Below are 21,169 nucleotides of genomic sequence, written 5' to 3'. Positions count from 1 at the left end.
GGGCTCCGAACTTGTTGATCCGCTTGTACTGGCCATTGACGTTCATGTAGATATCGACCGGCAGAATCTTCCCTGTCTTCAGATTCAAGTGATAGTAGTAGGGAATGATCTGCAGCTTGCTGTAATAGTTGCCGACGGTCTGAATGTCGGTCAGCACCTCGTAGCCCAGTCGTAGAGGCTGTTTGCGCAGGGCGGCGATGTTGTTTTTCTCCGCCGAGAGCGGGAACGCGATCGGGCTCTGCGCCAGATGGTGTAGCAGCCCCCACGTGTTCAGGTCCGTAAATAGTCATCAGTAGTCCCCTTCAACGGACCGCATTGAGATGCACTGGCGGACTCCGAACTACAAGTCCTGGTGGTGCGGAAAACGAATGCTTTAGTGCCATATTTTATGCTGGCCGTAGCCTTCTTGTTGGCTTGAACGAAGATCAGTTTGCCATCCTCGAACCATGCACCTGTCGGATAAGGTGTTGTATCGTTCGAAGTTACAGTGTCTGCAGATACAGTGCTTTTCGACACCGGTACCAATACTGCAAATAAGATGAATATGGACATGATCAGCCCAGTAAATTTTCTCATTTATCTACCTCCTTGAAATGCTGCTTAAGAGATATCATAAAAATATAATCCGCTTGTAAACATATTTTCTGTATTTCTCAACCCGAATTCATCGCTCCAACCGTCGTTAGCCACTACGCTACTCATTCCTACAATCGAATAACCGTCATACCACACCCCAAGCTTGGATTTGTAAGAATCAGACCAACGAGATACATTGCGATTATCTACAAAAGTCTGTGCTGTATCTATCGCAGAAATGATCATGAACTTAAAATGTACAGGATACCATACTAAGTTGCCGCTGCCCCCAATAACAGACATAGGTTCCGGATCAGCATACCCTTTTGCAATTACCTTATTCTCTTTTACCCATGCCACATAAGATGTCAGAACCTTAGTCCATTCAGACTTCAAGAATGTGTTCATGGTGATCTGACCAGAAGCGCTCGACATAAATGCATTAACGAACTTTGTCTCATCAATAGTACGATAATCCACGTTCAGTTGTGCTTCGTAATAAGATCGAATCTTATTTGCAAGAACATCGGCGTGCTCTTTATAAATATCGCTACGTTCATATCTGGGTGAGATAAAGCTTTTGCTAGTCTTATACTGCGAATAGAACGAATAGAAGTTCGTCGACTCCAAATCCGTAAGACGATACCAGCTCGTGTCTTGAGTTCGGCTCAGTTCACGCCCCCATGGATCGAGTTCGACTTCCCCGGAATCAACCTTCGCCTTGTAGACAGCATCCGTAACTCTCACCGAGTGCGCCCCTTGATCCCAAATCACCTCGGAGCCGAGCACCTCGCTTACGAAGCGAAGCGGAACCATCGTGCGCGTATCGTAGATCTCAGCCGAAGTGTCGAGCGTCGAGACGACGCCGTCTACGGATACTTCCTTAGAGCCGACCGACATCTTGATGTTCTTGCCGTTATAAGAGACAAGAACCGTCTGCGTCGTGTTGTCCCACTTCACATCGGCGCCGAGCCTCTCGCTAACGAAGCGCACAGGAACCATCGTGTTGCCGGCTGCGCTGATGTATGGCTCCGTATCCGGGAACTTTACCTTTTGTCCGTTGACGATCACAGGGATCGCCTTCAGATCCGTGCCGGGAACGGCGAACGCCGGAGTTGCACCAAGGATTACAGAAGCCGTTGCTACAATCGCAATTGTTTTTTTGAACATCGATCATCGTCTCCTTTTGGTTTCTTATATCATCCCGTTCGGGGTAATCAAGCAATTGTTGGAAGCCCCTGCTCAAGTAAAATTTAGTATAACCTGGGAGTTGCGCAAATTGAATACCTTTGTCGAGAAATGGCCGTAACTCGACGCGAAATGGCAAACGAGCTCACATAAACAAAAAAACGCCCGAAACGGGCGCGAAAATGGTCGCGAAATGCCACTATTCCGAAGGTGAGGTATGATCGTGAGAATACAATTCGACAAGCCACGGAATCCTGACCGATGTCGAAAATCCCCTCCTGTGCGACTAAGCGTTCCATTGTATAATAAGGACAATCGAATGAGTACTGTCGAAGCAGGTGGGGCATGGGATTTTTCTACTATTTCGCTCAATGCAGCGCACTCATGGTTTGTCTCGTTTTCTTGCTGATCTGGATCTTCCCCTATTACGAGAAGCAATCCAAGAGACGGCAGGAGCTCATCGTCGGCGCCCTGTTCGGAATCATGGGCTGCGTCGCGATGATTTTCCCGTATGATATGGGCTTGCGGCTCGATTCCCGGCTGGAGTTCCTGTTCTTCTCCGGAGTGTTCGGCGGTCCGCTGTCCGTCTTCCTTACGTTCCTTCTGGTCGGAAGCTTCCGGCTAACCCTCGGCGGCTATGTTATGCCCGGCATTGCTCTGATCGCGAGCGGGGCTCTGATCAGCCTGGGGGCCCATTGGCTCCGTCGGCGGCAGCCCAGGGTGCTGGAGCGGTACGCGTTCTTGTTCGGCCTGCTTCTGGGCACCCAGTCCATTCTGTGGGTCTACCTCAGCTCCTTCAAGATCGCCGACTCCTACTACAGCCTCTACTACGTGCCCTACGTCTTGTTCCATATATTGGCTATTCCTTCCTTCTATCACATCATCTCCTTCGCGATTAAGCGAATCGAGATCGAGAAGAAGCTTCGGATCAGCGAGAGCTCGCTGCTTCACTACAAGGAGCATCTCGAGGAACTGGTCGAAGCCCGTACGGCGGAGCTGGAGGCGAAGAATGTTCTGCTCGAGGAAGCCAAGCAGGCCGCGGAGGCGGCGAACCAGACGAAGGGTGAATTCCTCGCCAACATGAGCCATGAGATTCGAACTCCGCTGAACGCGGTCATCGGGCTCAGCTATCTGATGCAGCGCACCTCGCTGAACGAGCAGCAGAAGAGCTACACGGACAAAACCATTCTGTCGGCCAAAAACTTGCTCTCGCTCATCAACGATATTCTCGACTTCTCCAAGATCGAGGCGAACAAGGTTGCGCTCGAGAGAATCGCATTCGATCTCTACGAGGTGCTGAATCAAATATCCAACCTCGTCGGCATCAAAGCGCACGACAAAGGGCTGAAGCTCAGCTTCTCGGTTCATCATGAAGTTCCCCAGCGGCTGACGGGCGACCCTTTCCGCCTTAACCAAGTGCTGCTTAATCTGTCCAACAATGCGGTGAAGTTCACCGAGCGCGGAGAGATCTCCTTCCATGTCCATGTTCTCGACGACGAAGAGGATGGCGTTCTGCTCGAATTCTCCGTTACCGACACCGGTATCGGCATCCCCGAGGAGCATCGTCATAAGCTGTTCCAGGTGTTCTCGCAGACGGACATGTCCACCACCCGCCTGTACGGCGGAACCGGCCTTGGGCTTGTCATCAGCAAGAACCTCGTCGAGCTGATGGGCGGCACGATCAAGGCCGAGAGCGAGGTCGGCAAGGGAAGCCGCTTCTCCTTCACCGCTCGCTTCGGACATGCCGCCGCGGCATCCGCTCTCCCAACCTCGGCCGAGGACTTGCCGCTTCGCCCGCTCCGCGTCCTGGTCGTCTGCGACGATGCCGACATGCGGCTAGTGCTGGCCAGCCAGCTCGAAGCGTTCGAGTTCGAGGTTCGCACGGTCGATTCCGACGAAGCCGCTTTAGCCCTCTTGCATGGCGGAGAGCGCTTCGATCTGGCCATCGTCGACTGGAAGCTGCGAAGCGGGAACGCGGTTCGTCTCACGGAGCGAATGAGGCTGGAAGCGGCCGATTCCGTGCAGGTTATCGTTCTGATCAGCGCCTACCACGAGCGGGAATGGGATACCTTGATCCGCTCGTCGGCTATCGAGAGGGTGCTCCATTACCCGCTAAGCCAATCCCAGCTCTACAACGAGATGGTGACGCTGTTCCAATCCCACTTCGTCCGGAAGCAAGAGCTGAAGGAGCCCGATCGGTCGGAGCGCTTCGCCGAGCTGAAGCACTCCGCCCTCCTGCTCGTCGAGGACAACGAGATCAACCAGCAGGTTGCCGTCGAGCTGTTGAAGGAGACGGGGGCCTGCGTCGATGTCGCGCGGAACGGGCTGGAGGCCGTCGAGCTGGCGGAGCGCAAGCGCTACGACGCCATTCTGATGGATCTGCAGATGCCGTTCATGAGCGGCTACGAGGCGGCCGCCGCCATTCGGAACGGCGGCTTGTCGAAGACCGCGCCGATCATCGCGATGACGGCGGACGCGCTGAAGGGAGTCGAGGAAGCGGTGTATCAGGCGGGAATGAACGCGCATGTCGTCAAGCCGTTCGACCCGATCCAACTGTTCGGAGCGCTGCAGAGGCTGATGCAGAAATCCCAAGCGCGGGCCCCTGTACCTCCGTCCCCTGCCGCTGCCGACGCTGCCAAGACGGAGAACGAGGAGCTGCCGGGCTTGACGGTACGGGATACGATCGCGAGGCTGAACCGCAACCGCAAGCTCTATCTGACAATTCTGCAAACCTTCGAGGACCAGCACAGCGGAGGAGTCGAGGAGATTCGTGAGGCGCTTGAGAGCGGCGACCGGGAAGCGGCGCTGCGTCTCGCCCATTCCTTGATCGGCGTGTCGGCCAACATCGGGGCTTCGGAGCTGACCGCCGCCCTGCGCCGCCTTGAGGATGCAATTCGCGAAGGGAGAGACGAGACGTTCCGAAGCCCCCTGCCCGAAGCGGCCGCACAGCTTGATCTGGTGCTCCGCTCCATCCGGAAGCTGCTCTCCGCCTAGACGACAGCAATCCCCCTTCGGAGAGCCTTGTACGGTTCTCCGAAGGGGGATTTGCTTCATGCGGTTCACACGATTTATCCGGTTATTGCGCGGTCTGTTGCTCGGTCTGCTGCGATTGATCCGCTTGCTGTCTGTCGCCGCGTCCGCCGCCGCCCATGCCTCCACCCATGCCGCCGCCCATTCCGAATCCGGAGTTGGCTGTCGTTACGCCGGATTCGTTGATCCAAGTCGCAACGCTCTCGAGCGTAAATTCCACGACCTTCGTGCCGCCGGAGTACGTGCCGTCTGCGTACAGGCCGTCCGTCGCCGTGCCGCCAGACGTTCCTCCCGAGTAGAGCGTGTAGCTCTCCCCTTGCTTCAGGTCCGGGGAGCTGATGACGATCGACGAGTAGCTCTTGGCCGGTGCGAACGTCGCGATCGTATTGCCTTGGCTGTCCTCCAGGTGGACAAGCGTTCCGGCTTCCTGAGCCGCCGAGAAGGTCATGATGATCGAAGCCTGGCTGGAATCGTCCGAAGTCGATTGGGCCATGCCCGAGCTGCCTGCCGCGATCAGAACGCCGCCGCTGAGCTCGAAGGTGCCGTCGTAATCGAGCGGGCCGTTGCCGTCGTTCGTCGGGCCGTTGACGATGACGGTGCCGCCGGTCATCGCGATCGAGCCGTTCGAATCCAGGCCGTCTCCGCTGGCGTTCACGGTCAGGTAGCCTCCGCTGATCGTCAGCAGCGGGTCCGTACCCGATGCATTCACGCCGTCGTCGGATGCCGTCACATCGATCTCGCCGCCGGAGACGACGATGGCTGTGCCTTCCAGCCCCTCATAGCTGCTCTGAATGTCCAGCTTGCCGCCGGCAATCGTCAAGGTGCCATCGGCATGGGCCGCATCGTCCCCGGCCTTGATCGTGATCTCGCCGCCGTTCACCGTTGCGGAGCCGTTGCTGTGAATCGCGTCGTCCTTGGAGTCGATCGTTATCGTACCGTCGTTGACGATCAGATTGACGCCGGCCTTCAGGCTCTTCGCGCTTGTCGATTCGTCCGTTCCCGCATCCTGCGAGTCGGCCGTATCGGTTGCGGCCTCGGACATCGCTTGACCGTCCGTGCCCTGCGGCATCGTCTGGCCGTCCGGACGCTCGCCCATTCCTTCCGGCGGCTCGCCCGTCGTTCCTTCCGGACGTTCCCCGGTAAAGCCTTGGCCTCCCTGTCCGCCGCCGAAGCCCTGCCCCATGCCCATGCCGCCGGGGCCCTGCTCGGTCTTGACCTCGGCATTCGCGCTGCCGCCTCCGGTCGTCACATCGAACGTGCCGCCGTCGATAAGCAGCGTCGTCTCCGCCTGGATGCCGTCGGCTCCCGCGTTAATCGTGAACGTGCCGCTGGCGATCGCCACGACGCCCTTGTCCGCGTCCTCGTCGTTCGTGGACTTCATGCCGTCGCCGACCGCTTCAATCGTAATCGATGCTTCCTGAACCGCGAGCAGATCGCGTCCAACGATGCCGTCATCGGCAGCCGTAACCGTGATTGTGCCGGATGCGATCAGCAGATCGTCCTTGCTCGTGATGCCATCGTTGTAATTCGCGTTGACCGTCAGGCTGCCCGAGCCGTTGATCGACAGATCGTCCTTGCTGAAGATTGCCGCGCTCGGCTCGTCCGCATCGGCCTCCAGAACGTACTCGGAGCCGTCCGTCACGGTGTTCGTCGTGCCCGCCGCAAGCGTGATGACCGTCTTGTCCGCCGACTTCACGTAGATTGGAGCGTTATCCGCATCCGTCAGGTCGACCCCGTTCAAGACGAGGCGAACCAGGTCCTCCTTGCCCGCTTCGACGACGATCTGGCCGTCCTCCAGCGTTCCGCTCAGAATATAGGTGCCCGCCGCCGTAATCGTCACGGAGCCGTCCGCTTCCGTCGCTCCGGAGCCGCTGATCGTTGCGCCGGAGCCGTTCAACGAGATCGTTGTCGCGCCGTCCGCGCTCCAATCCGCGTTCGTGTCCTCGTCGTCGAACTCCGCCAGATCGGCCATCGTCAGGTCCGTCGCCGCGTTTGCGGCGCTTTCCGTATAAGAAGCCGTAGACCCTTGAACCGTCGTCGTCTCGTTGCCCGCGCTCTCCTCCGTCGCCGTACCGTTGGAGCATCCCGCCAGAATCGCAATGCTCATCAGGGCGATCGCGAGCTTTTTCCTCATTGTCGTATCCCTCATGCCAATCATCCTCTCGGTGTGGTGGTGTGACGCAGTATGGTCGACCCATTCGACTCCGGATTAGAACTCGTTTGCCGTCGGGCTCATCGTCAAGGACAAATCCAGGTTGCCGTTTCTCGAGCGGATCGCGTCGAGGAACTCCTTCTGGTTGACCGACTCGCTAAGCGTTACGCTGTAGACGAGCTCGTACAGGCTGCCCAGCTCGGTCGTGCGGATCTTCTTCAGCTCATAAGGAACATCGAATACGTTAAACACTTCGGCGAACGCTTCCTCGTAGCCGAGATTTTCCGGAATGGTGACTTTAAGCGTCTTAATCTGCGTTCTCCTCGCGCCGAAGTTGGTCTTGTTTAGAACGAACATCAGAATGCACAGAATAAGGGTGAACAGAACCGCGTAAGCGTAATGCTCGGTGCCGCAGGCCAGACCCGCCGCCATCGTGAAGAGGACGTACGTGATATCCTTCGGATTGCCGGGCGCGCTTCGGAAGCGAATGATCGAGAAGGCTCCCGCCAAGCTGAAGGCGCTGGCGATGTTGCTGCCGATCAGCAGAATGATGATGGCGACGACGGTCGGGAGCATAACCATCGTGAGCGCGAAGCCTTGCGAATATTCGCTTGCGTTCGTCTTCATATAAGTGAGGCTGACGAGCCCTCCAAGAACAATGGATACGAATATCGTAAGCAGTGCGGTACCAAGAGTCAGGTCAACCGTTGCGGCGGTGCTAGTGAACAGGGATTCAAGCATATGCGATCGTCTCCTTCAGCGTCTTGTCGGTTGCATTCATGTCTTGCATTCGATTCCATTCCTGCGTGCGGCTCGTGTTCTGGGACCGAATCTGATTCTGCGTGCGAATCATCTTCTTGTACTCATTGCCGTACTTCGAGAAGCTTGTGCGGTACAGGCCATGCTCGGACAGCAGCTTCGACAGCCAGAGCGGAACCGTCTTCTCGGCCTTCACTTCCATCAGCCATTGGCCCGGCTCAAGCAGTTGCTCGCCGTAGTCCCCTTGCTCAAGCTTCAAGTCGTAGCGCCTGCAGCGGATGTTCGTGTCGAACGTGATCCGCAGGTCGCGGCTCGCCTTGTCGAACAGAGCCTTGCGATCATAGCTCAGATACAGCTTCGGCCGCAGGTCCTCATACATCCTCAGGATATAGTCGATCTCGCCGAGCACCTGTTTGTTCATGTAGTTCTTCAGCTCGGGGGTCGCCTTCGTCCGGACGAAGTCATAGGCTTCGTTCAGCTTCAGCGCCGTTCTCCGCTTGTTCACGAGACCGTTGACCTTCTTCTTGATCTCCAGGTATACCTTCGAATCCTCGTTCGGCACGCCGTACGCCCTCAGCCGCAGCTTCTCCTTGTACTTGGGCTTCATCAAGCTCGTTCGGATCATCGTGTCGTGTTCGGTATCGAAGTACAGATTGCTGATGGAATAAAACTCGTTCTTGTTGTACTCGTCCTTCTCCATATATTGAAGCAACGCTTGATAGAAGGCTTCGTACTGCGCGTGGCTCATCAGATACTTGTTCTCGTGTCGGTTGAACACCTCGATAGCCATAGGTCCGACCATCCTCTCGTTATGTTGTTCGTTCGTTATCTCGTTATTGTGCAACTCGCTTGCCATGTCTGTATCTTAGCCCCCGAACCTTTAGCGAATCTTAAATGATTTTACACTGCGATAACATTTCGATTGGGTTGCCCGGGCAGATCGGTTAAGGTTTATTAAAGGAGCGGTTGCTATAATGAAGACAAGATAAACGAAGCTGCTATAAGAAGACACATAACGGGGATGAGGAACAATGAGAATCTTGATTGCGGAAGACGAGCTGCATCTCGCCGAGGCGCTGACCCAGATTCTGAGAAAAAATCATTATTCGGTCGACGCGGTCCATGACGGAAGATCGGGACTGGATTACGCGCTTAGCGGCATCTACGATTTGATCCTGCTCGATATCATGATGCCGGAGATGGACGGGATCAGCGTGCTGAAGGAGCTGCGCAAGAGCGGCGATTCCACGCCGGTTATCCTGCTGACGGCCAAGGGCGAGATCGACGACAAGATCGCGGGGCTCGACCACGGCGCGGACGATTACGTCGCCAAGCCGTTCTCGACCGGCGAGCTGCTGGCGCGCATCCGGGCGGCCGTGCGCCGCAAAGGAGAAGTCGTGCCCGACAGCACGCTGAAGTTCGGGGATATCGAGCTGAACACGGCCAGCTTGAAGCTCGCTGCCGGAGGCAAGGACGTGAAGCTGAACCTGAAGGAGAGCGAACTGCTCGAGCTGCTTATCTTAAGGAAGCAAGCCGTCACCTCGAAGGAACAAATCATCGAGAAGCTGTGGGGATTCGATTCGGAGGCGGAGCATAATAACGTGGAGGTCTATGTCTCCTTCCTTCGCAAAAAGCTGTCGTTCCTCGAATCGAACGTGCGAATCGGCACGATTCGGGGCGTCGGCTACGTGCTGGAGGGGAGCGCCTGATGTTCAAGAAGCTGCGCAATCGTCTGCTTGTGGTGAATCTGGTCATCATCTCGATTATTATGTTCGTCGCCTTCGCCGCCATCTACACGATCACGTACCGCAACACCCAGAACGACATCCAGATGGACCTGTCGCGGGCGACGGATTCCTATCATATGAAGGGGGGCGACGGCGGACCGCGGGGCGGGCAAGGCGATACGGGGCCGTCCGGCAATGAAGGGGATCGAGGGCCGTCCGGCAAAGACGGCGGCATGGAGCCGCTTGAGCGCTCGCTGTCGTTTATGGTCATGACGGATACAAGCGGCGCCATGACGGAGAGCAAGTCGCAATTCGAGGTCGACGACGAGCTGCTCGGGCAGGCGCTCGACAAAGCCTGGAGCTCCGGCAAGATCAGCGGCCAGTTCACGCTGGACGGAAGCCGCTGGGCGTATTCGAAGGAGCTGGCGGCCGGCGGCGGCTACATGTTCGTCTTCCTCGACGTCAGCGCCCAGCAGAAAATCCTGACCAACCTGATCTACACGTTCCTCGCGGTCGCGCTGGCCACGCTTATCGTCATCTACTTCACCAGCCGCTACTTCGCAAGCCGATCGATCGCGCCGATCAAGGAGGCGTTCGAGAAGCAGAAGCAGTTCATCGCCGATGCGTCCCACGAGCTCAAGACGCCGCTGACGATCATCGGCACGAACGCGGACGTTCTTCTCGCGAACGGGGAGGAGACGATCGAGAGCCAGGCGAAGTGGCTTCATTACATCAAGTCGGAGACGGAGCGCATGGCGAAGCTGACGAACGACCTGCTGTTCCTCGCCCAGATGGACGATTCGCGGGAGCAGACGCTGATGGCTCCCTTCGACTTGAGCAAGGCGATCGAGAGCATACTGCTGACCATGGAAGCGGTCTTCTTCGAGAAGAGCATCCGCCTCGACTACGAGATCGAACCCCATCTGAAGGCGTACGGGAGCGCCGAACAGATCAAGCAGGTCGCGATGATTCTGCTCGACAACGCGGTCAAGTACACGAAGCCGGACGGCGCCGTCACCCTCTCGCTGAAGAAGCAAGGAAGCGAGCTCGCCCTCACCGTCGAGAACACGAGCGACGGCATCGATCCGGAGCATCTGACGCGCATCTTCGACCGGTTCTACCGGACGGATTCGTCCCGCGCCCGCAAGCAAGGCGGCTACGGCCTCGGCCTCGCCATCGCGAAGTCGATCGTCGAGCGGCACCGGGGCCGGATCGCCGCCCGCAGCGTTCCCGGCGAGTCCGTCGCGTTCAGCGTTTATCTCGCCGTCGCCTCCTCTCGCTAACACTTCTTTAACAATAAATTGTTTCGGACCCCCTCCCAACAAAGATTTTTCCAAACAATTATTCGTTAGAATGGAAGCAACAACGGACCTTCTCCGAGCAGCATGGTCCGATGCCTACCTCTCTAATGAAGGAGATTCGTCGACCATGACAACGACCCTGACCCCTCAGGTGATCCATCCGTTCCTGGAATCCGCCGCGAATATTCTGGGCATGTTCCAATTCGCTCCGCGCATCGGAGAACCCGCCGAACCGGCGAAGCCGCTGGCCGGCAAGGAAGTCATTACAGTCATCGGAGTAACCGGGCACATGCGCGGTCAAGTGTACACCGGAATGTCGCAGAAGGACGCGCTGAAGATCGTATCCGGAATGATGGGCGGGGCCGAGGTGCCGGAGCTGAACGAGATGGCCCTGAGCGCCATCTCCGAGCTGGCCAACATGATCTGCGGGAATGCGGCCATTCATCTGTCCCAGGAAGGCGTAACGCTGGACATCTCGCCGCCCACGATCATTACGGGCAATGCTCTCGGAGTCGTCGCCGCCCGGCTGAAGACGACATCGATCCCGATCTGCATGGACGGACTGGACGGCCTGGAGATCTGCGTCGCGCTCGAAGTCTAGTTCGAACAACAGGAGGCAACTGCATCTATGGCGAAAATAATGGTCGTTGACGACGCCGCTTTTATGAGGATGATGCTGGGGGAGATTCTGCGGAATGCGGGACACGAGGTCGTCGGCGAAGCGGCGAACGGCCTCGAGGCGATTGAGCAGTATGCGATCTGCAAGCCGGATCTCGTCACGATGGACATCACGATGCCGGTCATGGAAGGAATCGACGCGGTCAAGCAGATCAAGCGGAACGATCCGTCCGCCAGAATCATCATGTGCTCGGCGATGGGACAGCAATCGATGGTCGTCCAGTCCATCCAGGCGGGAGCGCGAGACTTCATCGTCAAGCCGTTCCAGTCGGACCGGGTGCTCGAGGCGATCGGCAAGGCGATGGCATCCGCGTAACTCGCGCGGATGCCGAACCCGGAAGCTCCGGCGGCAGCTTGCGACAACGGCAGTGCAGACTTTCCATTCCTACGGTTGGCCGCATACGTTATTCCGAATAGAGTGCCGGTCCTCTGCGGTTGTCGCCCTTCGGCGAATACGGCAGCTCGATCGCGAGCCTCGTGCGCTCGGCATCGTCCGTCCCGACGGTCAGCGAGCCTTGCAGATTCTCGACTCGCTGCTGCATGGCGGTCAAGCCGAAGCCGAAGCGAATCTCCTTCCTCGCTGCTCCTTCATTGGACAATTCGAAGCGGAGAATCCCGTCTCCGAAGCTCAGTCGGAAGCCGAAGCGGTCGGCGGCCCCGTGCCGGATTCCGTTCGTCAGCCCCTCTTGAAGAGCGTGATAGAGCACGTGCCGATATTGCCCGGGCAATTCCGGCAGCTCGCCGATATCGGCTTCAATGCGCACGCCGGTGCTGCGTGAGGTCTCTTCGATCAAGCGGCTCAGGGAATCCCCGAGCGGCTCCGACTCGGAATCCTTGAGCATATGGATCGAGAGACGGATATCGTTGAGGCCGGACCGGAGCATCCGCTGAAGATCGTCGATGCGCTGCAATCCCCCTTCCGGGTCCCGCCCCGCCAACCGTTTGATCGCCTCGAGCTGAAGCAATGTCGACGTAATCGTGTGCCCGACGATATCGTGCACGTCGGACGCGATTCGGGTGCGGTCGGATTGAATCGACGCTTCCGCCCAGGCTGCGGCCGACTCCTTCATCGACAGCTCGAGCGATCTCGTTCGCTCCTCCACCCGCTCCTCGAGCGTCTCGTTCATCCGTTCGACGTTGCTGTAGAGCTGTGCGTTCTCGATCGAGATCGCGCACTGCGCCGCGAGCAGCTTCAGCACGTTCAGCCGTTCCAGCTTGAATACGCCTGCCGACAGGTTGTTCTCCATATGAACGACGCCGACAAGACTGCCGTTCTTCATGAGCGGAACGCAGAGCAGCGAACGGATGCCGTGCTTCCGAATATAAGGAAGGCCGGTGAAGATCCCTTCCTGCGAAGCGTCCTTCAGAATGATAGGCTCCTTGGTTCTCGCTGCGAGGCGGACGATCTCGGCACATGCGGCATCGCTCTCGTCCAACTCCTCGCTGATCAGAAGGACGTTCCGCTCCGTTCCCACTGCGGCAATGCGCAGTTCCTGCGAATCCATGACCGCCAGAGATCCCCGCTCCGCTCCCGCCGTGCGGAGCATGGTGGCCATCAGCCGAGGCAGGAGATGCTCGGTTTGGATCTCCCCCGAGATCGCCTGAACCGACTTGAGGATGGCGTCGTAATCCATCTCCTCGGAGAACGACGCCCCTCCCGTAAACAGCATATGCCCGTACAGCCTCTCCAACTGCCCGGTTTTGCCGCGTGCTCCCCACAGCAGAGAAGATTCGTAGGCTTGCAGGAGATAGGACCGAGCCAAGAGCGGCTTGCCCTGCTCCAGCGCGAATCGTCCCGCGTTCTCCGCCGCCAGAATCGTATTGTGCACATGGCCGTCTCGCACGGTGCTCACGCAAGCCGCTTCGTAGCAGCGCTCCGCCTCCTCCGCATTGCCGGTGATGCGCGCATACTCCGCCATAGCCATCAAGTACTTATGCCGATATTCGGTCGGACTCTGGTTCGACAACCGTTTGAGCCTGCCGATGAGTCCGCGAATGTCCTTAAGGAATCGGCGTCGCTCCGATTGCATGACGATCGGATACAGCTCTGCGAGTATCAGCACGCGATAGAGCCCAAGGGCGCGAAAATCTTGAACGCTCTCTTTGCCGTTCTCCATCATCGCCTCCGCCCGTTCGAGACAGCGATAAGCCTGCTCGTATTCGCTGTTCCAATAGCAAGCGATAATATCGAATTGAAGCTCCGACTTCTCGATGAATCGCTCCTGTTCGGGCCGCAGCGAACGGCTGGCGTGATCGAGCCGGGCAATCGCTCCGGCGAGCGGGTCGACCTCCATCCTTCGTCCCTGAAGCCTCGCGAGCAGCTTGCCGAAGCCCGAGGCATACCGGACGAGCAGAATGTCGATCGATTCCGCCGCGATAATCTTCGCGCTTCGTTGGAGCAACGAATCGATCTCGTCGATCGGCCGGCCGCAATTCATGAGCAGCACGCTGATCCAGAACGCCTGCTTGGCGCCTTGCCACGGCCGGTCGGCCGTCTTCAAGCCTTCTTCCGCTTGCAGAATAAGTTCGTCGAGCACTTTCGGATTGAAGTGGCGCCAACTGTCGTAGCAAACGGCGCGGTTCATGTTGCGGATCTCCCGGAACACCCAATCGTCGCTCTTCGAATTGTCGCCGGCAAGCTTGTCCCACTCGACCGCGCGCGACAAACGGCGCGTGAGGTAATTGTGAAGAAGCGCCATATGGGAGAAAAATGCCCGGGTCGCCTCCGTCCTGCCGTACCGTCTCGACAGCTCGGCGATGAGAGTCAGGCCTTGAAGCCACATTTTCCAATTGGAGAGCAAGGCCGGTTCCATCGTGTAGGCGATCGCCTTCATCGCCAGCTCGATTCGTTCGTCCTCGCAGAGCCGCAATTGGAGCATCTTCAGATACCGCTTGCCCCTGAAGGACCAACCCAACTTCGCGAATCGCAACAGCAAGGAAGCGAGATTGGGAGTCGGCGACCACTCGACGTCCAACTCCTCCAAGCAGCGTGCGAGGGCCATGACCGCCTTGTGCGGACGGGCGAGTTCCGTCTCCAGTCGAATAAGCCGAAGATGCCAGCCGACTCGTTCCTTGCGGCTTCCCGCTTCGGCAAGCGCGCGCTCGAAGCGGGCATAGGCGGCCGCTTCGTCCCCCGCTCCGAACTCCGCCCGCAGGCAAGCTTCATCGACCGCCTCTCTCAGGTCGGCATCGGCTTCGCCGCGCAGCCCGGCCAGCAGCCGGTCGGCCTGCTCGTAATAACGAGCCCCTTCCGCCAAGCCGTCGAGCGCCGTTCGGAGCTTCCCCTCCCGCAAGCTCCTCTCGGCCGACTCCGCTCCATCCTCCGACTCCCTCAATTCCTTCGTTTCCTTCGACTCCGCCCGTTCTTCCGACTCCCTCAATTCCTTCGCTTCCTTCGACTCCGCCCGTTCCTCCGACTCCTTCAATTCCTCCATCGCTTCCTTCGATTCCGCCGACTTCCCGCTTCGGCCCGACAGCCAGCCTTCCCAGACCGTCTCGGCGTCCAGCTTGTACTCCGTCAACGCTTCCGCCAACTGCCCGGCGCTGGCCCATCTCTCCTCCGGCGTCTTGCCCAAGCAGCGGAGCACGATGCCGGACAGCCGAGGGTCGATGCCAAGATCCAACGAATCGAGCGGCGCTGGCATCTCCGCGAGATGGGCATAGAGCAGATCGGCCGGCTCCTCCCGCCGGAACGGAGGAACGCCCGCGAACGCCTCGTACATAATCGCCCCCAGGCTGTAGATGTCGCTCGATTCGGTTGGCGTCAGCGTCGTTCGACCTGTCTGCTCGGGAGCCATATACGGCAAGAAGCCGGCGGTCCTTCGCTCGTTGCCGGGGGCTTCTTCCCTTCTTCCCGCCCGGAGCGAATCATAGAAGCCGGAGAAGCTCACCTTCAGCGATTCCGGGCGCACCCACAGGTTATCCGGGCTCAGCGAGTTGTGAATGAAGCCGGCCCGATGCACCTCCGCCAAGCTCGCCGCCGCTTGAGCGGCCCACTTCAGCTTAACCTCGAAGCTCTCTTCCGCGCGACCGCTTCGCTCTTCGCGGAGCTTCGTCAGCTCGAGCCAGTGCGGAAGGGGAACTTCTCCGTTATCCTTCGCGATAATATAGGGCCGCCCTTCGATCTGCTCGAACGACGACCACGCCAGAGCCCCTCTGCCGTCAAGCTCCCGCATCGTCTCCGCAGCCCGGCGATAAGCCAGAATGTCCGTCCTTGCGGGATAGGCATCCCGGATCGTCAGGAACAGGAACCGCCCCTCGTCGGCCGTCCGTCTCATGCGAAGAACGATGTCGCTCGCGGTCTCTTGAGCGCGCGAAGTGACGATATAATCGCTGAGTCTCATCATAACCCCGCCCTCCCGATCGCTAAGGATAACAGCGCTTCCGCATCCTGCCCATGGCTCGGATAGATGGCGATTCCGCAGGCGAGGCCAAGCGTCCCTCGCCCCTCTTCCGTGCCGCCGTCCGGTTGCAGCCGCGCCAGCCGCCGCCCGATCGACTCCAGCAGCTCGCGGGCGTCGTGCTCCTCCTTCTGCCAGAGCAGGACGCAGAAGTCCTCGCTGCCGAACTGTCCCGCGAAGTCCCCGGCCGCGAGCGCTTCCTCGACGATCCCGGCGGCGCGGACTCGCAGCCGATCTCCGGCTGCGAGTCCTCCGCGGGCATACGCCTTCGACAGGCCGCTCAGCTTCAGATAGACGACGGCGAAGCGGCGGTTCTCCTCCCGTGCGGAGGCGAGCATGGCGGCCAGGCGCCGTTCGAGAGCGGGCCGGTTCGGAAGCCCGGTGAGCGAATCGTGCTCCGCTTGATAGCGATACCTCTCCGCGTCGGCCTTCTCCTTCGTAATGTCGCGCATGATCAAGTAAGCGAAGAGCTCCTCGTCGATCGTCACATAATCCCCGTTCACAAGCGCATAGATCGTCTCCGTTCCGTTCCTCAGCGTTGTCTCGAACGGCTCGAGCGAGAGCCGCGCATCGATGCGGCCGACCAGTTCGTCGCCGGCCGCGCCGGCCAGACCGACCCGCGACAGCGGAATTTGGTTAAACAGCCTTCTCGCGGCCGGGTTGGCCTCCTTGATTCGACCGTTCCGCGCCACAAGCAGAATCGCATCGGGAGTCATGTTGAACAGCTTCTCATAGCGCATGTTCGTGAAGTCCATGAAGTCGTGACGGATCATCGCCCTCCTGAGGAACGCACTCCACAGCACGCCCGCGTAGATGTACGGATAGGGCGGGAACGGATCGCCCAGGTTGACGAAGCCGAACGCCAGATTCCACACAACGACCAGGCTGGCGCCGAGGATAAGCAGATTGAAGATCGCCTTGCGCTCCGGCGACAGAGCCCGCGAGCGTCCTCTCCACAGCATCACGACATAGACGCTGACCACGAGCACGCCAACCGCGATTCCCGCATAGTCGACGGTTCCGTAGATCGGCCACTTCCAAGGCCCGGATTGACGATAAACGGCCGCCTCCGCAATCGTCGGCTCGAAGATGACGTAGATCGGGGCCAAGAGAGCCGGCACGTACAGAACGGCCGGGTACAGGCGGATTCTCCAGAAGCGGTCCGTGCCCGTTATCCTCAATATAAAATGAAGAAGAAGGCTGGGCAACACGGTGCCTACCGTCATGAACCAATCGACGTTCAAAGTCGGGCTGTAGGAGATCGGCAGCAGCGCCCGCACGAACTCTTCCAGGAAGGTGAGAGCGTAGCTGAGCGAGATCAGGCTGACGAGCCGGTGCTCGGTCTTCTTCGGGTTGCGGACGAACACGTCGACCGTGTTGTACAGGAAATAAAAAATAAACGGCAAATAAGCCGCAATAGGCATAAAAATCTGTTCAGGATTCATTCGATCGCTCCCTTATATCCTGGTTACACCATTCGACAAAGATAGGCGCAATTCCTCTTGCACACACGGAATTCCGGCCTGTTTTCACCCCTCTGCACCGACCGATTTTCAACCGCCAAATATAATTTGTTCAGTTCCATAATAACGCCCCTCTTCTCATCTATTTGTGTTATAATCCCTTTGTTTTTCAAAGCGCGCTCTCTTCCAAACCTACACAAAAGCCGGTGATCAAAATGTTCCAACTGAAGTGGTTATGGCAAAATCTTCAAGGCGAACGGGTACGGTACGTATTCGCGCTTATCCTCTCGGTCGTCGGATCGTCGCTCACGATCGTCAACCCGTATATCGGGCAGCGCATCGTCGATACGTTCATCGCAAGCGACGACGCGGCCGCCAATCTGATGAGCGAGCGCGGGCTGCTGATCGGCCTCTGCCTCGGCATGATCGGCTTCTCGCTGCTTCGCACGGGGCTGGCCTACGGCACTACGATTCTCTATGAAGTCTCTTCGCAGCGCATGCTCTACCGGGTCCGGGTTTATCTGTACAACAAGATTCAAGGACAGGACATGAGCTACTACGACCGCAACCGGACCGGCGACCTCATGACGAAGATGACCGGCGACCTTGACATGGTGCGGCATACGATGGCGTGGATATTCAAGACGATCATCGAGTCGCTCACGATCTTCATCGCGGCGATCGTCTACTTCTTCTACATCGACGCCGAGCTTACGCTGTGGCTGCTGATCCTCTCTCCGCCGATTTTTATCGTGGCTTATCTTTTCGCCAGGCGTGTGCGCCCGATGTATATCGACCTGCGGGAACGGCTGTCCCAGCTCAATACGACAACCCAGGAGAACATCGCCGGGAACCGCGTCGTCAAGGCGTTCGCGCGCGAGGAATACGAGGTCGAGAAGTTTACCGAGAAGAACGTCCATTACGCGAAGGCCAACAAGGCGGCAGCGATGGTGTGGCTCGACTACTTCCCTTATCTCGAGACGTTCGCCCAAGGGTTCAGCGTCATTCTGATGCTCGTCGGCGGCCTGCTCGTCATGGACGGCCGACTGACGTTCGGGGAATTCTCCGCGTTCTCCGCACTCATCTGGGGGCTGGCGAACCCGATGCGCAACATCGGCATCATTATCAACGACATTCAACGGTTCTTCGCGAGCCTGAACAAGATCATCGACATCTATTACTCGAAGCCCAGCATCGCCAACTCGCGCAGCAAGGTCGAGAAGAAGCGTTACGAGGGCCGGATCGCGTTCGAGAACGTCAGCTTCAAGTACGACAGCGCGAACGTGCTCGAGGACATCAACTTCACAATCAAGCCCGGCGAGACGGTGGCAATCATGGGGGCGACCGGTTCGGGGAAAACATCGCTCATCAGCTTGATTCCGAGATTCTACGACGTATCGGCGGGGCGCGTTCTTGTGGATGGAATGGACGTGCGTACATTGGAGCTGGGCGAGCTGCGGGCGAATATCGGAGTGGCCACGCAGGATGTCCTGCTGTTCTCCGACACGATTGACGGCAATATCGCCTACGGCGAGCCGGAGATGCCGGAAGAGGACGTTCATGCGTTCGCGAAGCTCGCCGCCGCCCACGACTTCATCCGGAAGATGCCCGAAGGCTACGACACGATCGTCGGCGAACGGGGCGTCGGCTTGTCGGGCGGCCAGAAGCAGCGCATCGCGCTTGCCCGCGCGCTCGCCGTGAAGCCGCCGATTCTGATTCTCGACGACACGACCTCGGCCGTCGACCTTGAGACCGAGGAGCACATCCAGAAGAGTCTGCAGGAGCTCGATTATTCTTGCACGAAGATCATCATCGCGCAGCGCGTCTCGACGACGGCCGGCGCGGACCGGATTCTGATTATCGAGGACGGCCGCATCATCGAGGACGGCACCCATGCCGATCTGCTGGCCAAGCGAGGTTATTATTACGAAGTATTCAAACTCCAGAACGAGGGCTTAGGAAGGCAGGCGACCGCCAATGGCTAGGAATAAATTCGACATCGACGAGGAGCTCGAATCGCCGTTCGACATACGCCACTTCCGGCGCGCGCTCGTCTACATCCGCAAGCAGAAGACGCCGATGCTTGTCGCCTTCGCGCTCAGCACCCTGTCGGCCGGCATCGCCCTGTCCGCTCCGCTGATCATCCAGCACGTCATCGACGTGACGATTCCGGCCAAGGACAAGGGCGCGCTCGTGTTCTGGTCGGCGATGACGCTTGCGACAATTGTCGTCAGCGTTATTCTGGCAACGATCCGCTCGCGCATCATGACCCGCGTCGGACAGGACATCATCTTCGACATCCGGACGGACCTGTTCAAGCATCTGCAGGAGCTGCCGTTCCAGTATTACGACGACCGGCCGCAGGGCAAAATCCTGATCCGGGTCGTCAACTACGTCAATGCGGTGTCGGACGTGCTGTCCAACGGCATTATCAACTTCATTCTCGAGATTCTGAACCTGGTCTTCATCGCGATCTTCATGTTCGCCGTAGACGTTAAGCTGTCTCTCGTCATTCTCGGCGGCCTGCCGATCTTCCTGGCGATCATGCTCCTGCTCAAGACGAAGCAGCGCCGCGCCTGGCAGGCGGTGTCCAACAAGAGCTCCAACATGAACGCCTACCTGCAGGAGAGCATCAGCGGCATTCGCGTCACGCAGATCTTCACGCGCGAGGACCGCAACGAGGGCATCTTCACGAAGCTGGCCGCGAACTACCGCAAGGCGTGGATGCGGGCGATGTACTTCAACCATCTCGTTCCGTTCACGGTCGATAACCTGGCGACGCTTGTCATGACGGCGATCTTCTTCGTCGGCCTGGTTGCGTTCGGCCCGGCCGAAGCGACGTTCGGCGTCATTCTCGCCATGAGCGCCTATGCATCGCGCTTCTGGCAGCCGATTCTGAACCTGTCGAACATCTACAACAGCTTCATCAACTCCGTCGCGTACCTCGAGCGCATCTTCGAGACGCTCGACGAGCCCGTCACCGTCAGCGACGTCAAGGACGCCGTCCAGCTTCCCGCCATCCGCGGCCGCGTGACGTTCGACAACGTCACGTTCGCGTACGATCCGGGCGTCAACGTGCTGGAGAACTTGAACTTCGACATCAAGCCGGGCGAGAGCATCGCACTCGTCGGCCCGACCGGCGCCGGCAAGACGACCGTCGTCAACCTGATCTCGCGCTTCTACAACGTGACCGGCGGTGCGATTCTCGTCGACGGCCACGATATCTCGCAGGTGACGCTGAAGTCGCTCCGCAGCCAGATGGGCATTATGCTGCAGGACAGCTTCATCTTCTCCGGCACGATTCTCGACAACATCCGCTACGGCAAGCTCGATGCCACGGAAGAAGAAGTTATCGCCGCGGCCAAGGCCGTCTGCGCCGACGACTTCATTCGCGAATTCGAGAGGGGCTACCTGACCGAGGTCAACGAGCGCGGCTCGAAGCTGTCCCAGGGCCAGCGCCAGCTCATCTCCTTCGCCCGCACGCTGCTCGCCGATCCGCGCATCCTCATCCTGGACGAAGCCACCTCGTCCATCGACGCCCGGACCGAACGCCTGCTGCAGAAGGGGCTGAACGAGCTGCTCAAGGGACGCACCTCGTTCATCATCGCCCACCGCCTGTCGACGGTCAAGAACTGCGACCGCATCCTGTACGTCGCGGACAAGGGCATCGCCGAGAGCGGCTCTCACGACGAACTGATCGCTCAGCGCGGAAGGTATTACAAGCTGTACACGGCTCAGAAGATGGAAGCGTAACTTCAAAATTATCAAACAAAAAGAAACCTTTCCTTGGCAAATGGAGGCACCGCCCAACCATATGCCAGAAGGAGAGGTTTCTTTTGTACATTCAATAGACCATCGATCAGCTCTTGGACCAAAAAAAGTCCCGCCACCGTCT

14 protein-coding genes are annotated in these 21,169 nt (G+C 58.6%); 7 read left to right on the top strand and 7 right to left on the bottom strand.

Annotated features, from left to right (window positions below; all coding sequences use genetic code 11):
* Positions 1-270: 270 nt before the first annotated feature.
* Positions 271-576, bottom strand: a complete 306-nt coding sequence (locus E6C55_RS22680) for a hypothetical protein (protein ID WP_136372102.1) — start codon at positions 574-576, stop codon at positions 271-273.
* A 24-nt stretch (positions 577-600) separates the two neighbouring features.
* Positions 601-1,746: a copper amine oxidase N-terminal domain-containing protein gene (locus tag E6C55_RS22675; RefSeq protein ID WP_136372101.1), complete on the bottom strand. Its 1,146-nt coding sequence runs from the start codon at positions 1,744-1,746 to the stop codon at positions 601-603.
* A gap of 420 nt (positions 1,747-2,166) precedes the next feature.
* Here E6C55_RS22675 and E6C55_RS22670 point away from each other — a divergent pair, with 420 nt between their 5' ends.
* A complete protein-coding gene (locus tag E6C55_RS22670; RefSeq protein ID WP_168735819.1) occupies positions 2,167-4,758 on the top strand; it encodes a response regulator in 2,592 nt (863 codons plus the stop codon).
* Positions 4,759-4,840: 82 nt separating this feature from the next.
* On the opposite strand, the gene E6C55_RS22665 is transcribed toward E6C55_RS22670, so the two are convergent.
* The 3 genes from E6C55_RS22665 to E6C55_RS22655 form a co-directional block, all read right to left on the bottom strand.
* Positions 4,841-6,928, bottom strand: a complete 2,088-nt coding sequence (locus tag E6C55_RS22665) for a carbohydrate-binding domain-containing protein (RefSeq protein WP_136372099.1) — start codon at positions 6,926-6,928, stop codon at positions 4,841-4,843.
* Between the two features lie 75 nt (positions 6,929-7,003).
* Positions 7,004-7,687: a DUF4956 domain-containing protein gene (locus E6C55_RS22660; RefSeq protein WP_136372098.1), complete on the bottom strand. Its 684-nt coding sequence runs from the start codon at positions 7,685-7,687 to the stop codon at positions 7,004-7,006.
* Entirely contained in the window at positions 7,680-8,495 is an 816-nt protein-coding gene (locus E6C55_RS22655) for a polyphosphate polymerase domain-containing protein (RefSeq protein ID WP_136372097.1), read from the bottom strand. Before E6C55_RS22655 ends, E6C55_RS22660 begins: the two co-directional genes overlap by 8 nt.
* 241 nt (positions 8,496-8,736) lie before the next feature.
* Here E6C55_RS22655 and E6C55_RS22650 point away from each other — a divergent pair, with 241 nt between their 5' ends.
* The 4 genes from E6C55_RS22650 to E6C55_RS22635 all read left to right on the top strand — a co-directional run bounded on the left by E6C55_RS22650 (position 8,737) and on the right by E6C55_RS22635 (position 11,727).
* Positions 8,737-9,414: a response regulator transcription factor gene (locus tag E6C55_RS22650; protein WP_136372096.1), complete on the top strand. Its 678-nt coding sequence runs from the start codon at positions 8,737-8,739 to the stop codon at positions 9,412-9,414.
* A complete protein-coding gene (locus E6C55_RS22645; RefSeq protein ID WP_136372095.1) occupies positions 9,414-10,715 on the top strand; it encodes a sensor histidine kinase in 1,302 nt (433 codons plus the stop codon). Before E6C55_RS22650 ends, E6C55_RS22645 begins: the two co-directional genes overlap by 1 nt.
* A gap of 145 nt (positions 10,716-10,860) precedes the next feature.
* On the top strand, positions 10,861-11,334 hold the full coding sequence (locus E6C55_RS22640; RefSeq protein ID WP_168735818.1) for a chemotaxis protein CheX: 474 nt from the start codon (positions 10,861-10,863) through the stop codon (positions 11,332-11,334).
* Between the two features lie 27 nt (positions 11,335-11,361).
* Positions 11,362-11,727, top strand: a complete 366-nt coding sequence (locus E6C55_RS22635; RefSeq protein ID WP_136372093.1) for a response regulator — start codon at positions 11,362-11,364, stop codon at positions 11,725-11,727.
* A gap of 88 nt (positions 11,728-11,815) precedes the next feature.
* On the opposite strand, the gene E6C55_RS22630 is transcribed toward E6C55_RS22635, so the two are convergent.
* Together E6C55_RS22630 and E6C55_RS22625 are read right to left on the bottom strand one after the other, a co-directional pair.
* On the bottom strand, positions 11,816-15,757 hold the full coding sequence (locus tag E6C55_RS22630; RefSeq protein ID WP_136372092.1) for a GAF domain-containing protein: 3,942 nt from the start codon (positions 15,755-15,757) through the stop codon (positions 11,816-11,818).
* A complete protein-coding gene (locus E6C55_RS22625) occupies positions 15,754-17,256 on the bottom strand; it encodes a GGDEF domain-containing protein (RefSeq protein WP_136372091.1) in 1,503 nt (500 codons plus the stop codon). Before E6C55_RS22625 ends, E6C55_RS22630 begins: the two co-directional genes overlap by 4 nt.
* 233 nt (positions 17,257-17,489) lie before the next feature.
* Here E6C55_RS22625 and E6C55_RS22620 point away from each other — a divergent pair, with 233 nt between their 5' ends.
* Positions 17,490-19,259: an ABC transporter ATP-binding protein gene (locus E6C55_RS22620; RefSeq protein ID WP_136372090.1), complete on the top strand. Its 1,770-nt coding sequence runs from the start codon at positions 17,490-17,492 to the stop codon at positions 19,257-19,259.
* Positions 19,252-21,027 carry an ABC transporter ATP-binding protein gene (locus E6C55_RS22615; protein WP_136372089.1) on the top strand — a complete coding sequence of 592 codons (1,776 nt, stop codon included), beginning with the start codon at positions 19,252-19,254 and terminating at the stop codon, positions 21,025-21,027. Before E6C55_RS22620 ends, E6C55_RS22615 begins: the two co-directional genes overlap by 8 nt.
* The last annotated feature ends 142 nt before the right edge of the window (positions 21,028-21,169 follow it).

Origin of the sequence: Cohnella fermenti, from assembly GCF_004801405.1 — a bacterium.
Taxonomy (GTDB): domain Bacteria; phylum Bacillota; class Bacilli; order Paenibacillales; family Paenibacillaceae; genus Cohnella; species Cohnella fermenti.
Note: the sequence above shows the minus strand (reverse complement) of the source record. Positions and strands in the feature narration are given on the sequence as shown.

Coding starts and splice junctions, on each gene's coding strand:
- E6C55_RS22680 (WP_136372102.1), bottom strand. CDS start 576: ATGAGAAAATTTACTGGGCTGATCATGTCCATATTCATCTTATTTGCA.
- E6C55_RS22665 (WP_136372099.1), bottom strand. CDS start 6,928: ATGAGGAAAAAGCTCGCGATCGCCCTGATGAGCATTGCGATTCTGGCG.
- E6C55_RS22635 (WP_136372093.1), top strand. CDS start 11,362: ATGGCGAAAATAATGGTCGTTGACGACGCCGCTTTTATGAGGATGATG.
- E6C55_RS22630 (WP_136372092.1), bottom strand. CDS start 15,757: ATGATGAGACTCAGCGATTATATCGTCACTTCGCGCGCTCAAGAGACC.
- E6C55_RS22650 (WP_136372096.1), top strand. CDS start 8,737: ATGAGAATCTTGATTGCGGAAGACGAGCTGCATCTCGCCGAGGCGCTG.
- E6C55_RS22660 (WP_136372098.1), bottom strand. CDS start 7,687: ATGCTTGAATCCCTGTTCACTAGCACCGCCGCAACGGTTGACCTGACT.
- E6C55_RS22640 (WP_168735818.1), top strand. CDS start 10,861: ATGACAACGACCCTGACCCCTCAGGTGATCCATCCGTTCCTGGAATCC.
- E6C55_RS22620 (WP_136372090.1), top strand. CDS start 17,490: ATGTTCCAACTGAAGTGGTTATGGCAAAATCTTCAAGGCGAACGGGTA.
- E6C55_RS22675 (WP_136372101.1), bottom strand. CDS start 1,746: ATGTTCAAAAAAACAATTGCGATTGTAGCAACGGCTTCTGTAATCCTT.
- E6C55_RS22645 (WP_136372095.1), top strand. CDS start 9,414: ATGTTCAAGAAGCTGCGCAATCGTCTGCTTGTGGTGAATCTGGTCATC.
- E6C55_RS22655 (WP_136372097.1), bottom strand. CDS start 8,495: ATGGCTATCGAGGTGTTCAACCGACACGAGAACAAGTATCTGATGAGC.
- E6C55_RS22615 (WP_136372089.1), top strand. CDS start 19,252: ATGGCTAGGAATAAATTCGACATCGACGAGGAGCTCGAATCGCCGTTC.
- E6C55_RS22625 (WP_136372091.1), bottom strand. CDS start 17,256: ATGAATCCTGAACAGATTTTTATGCCTATTGCGGCTTATTTGCCGTTT.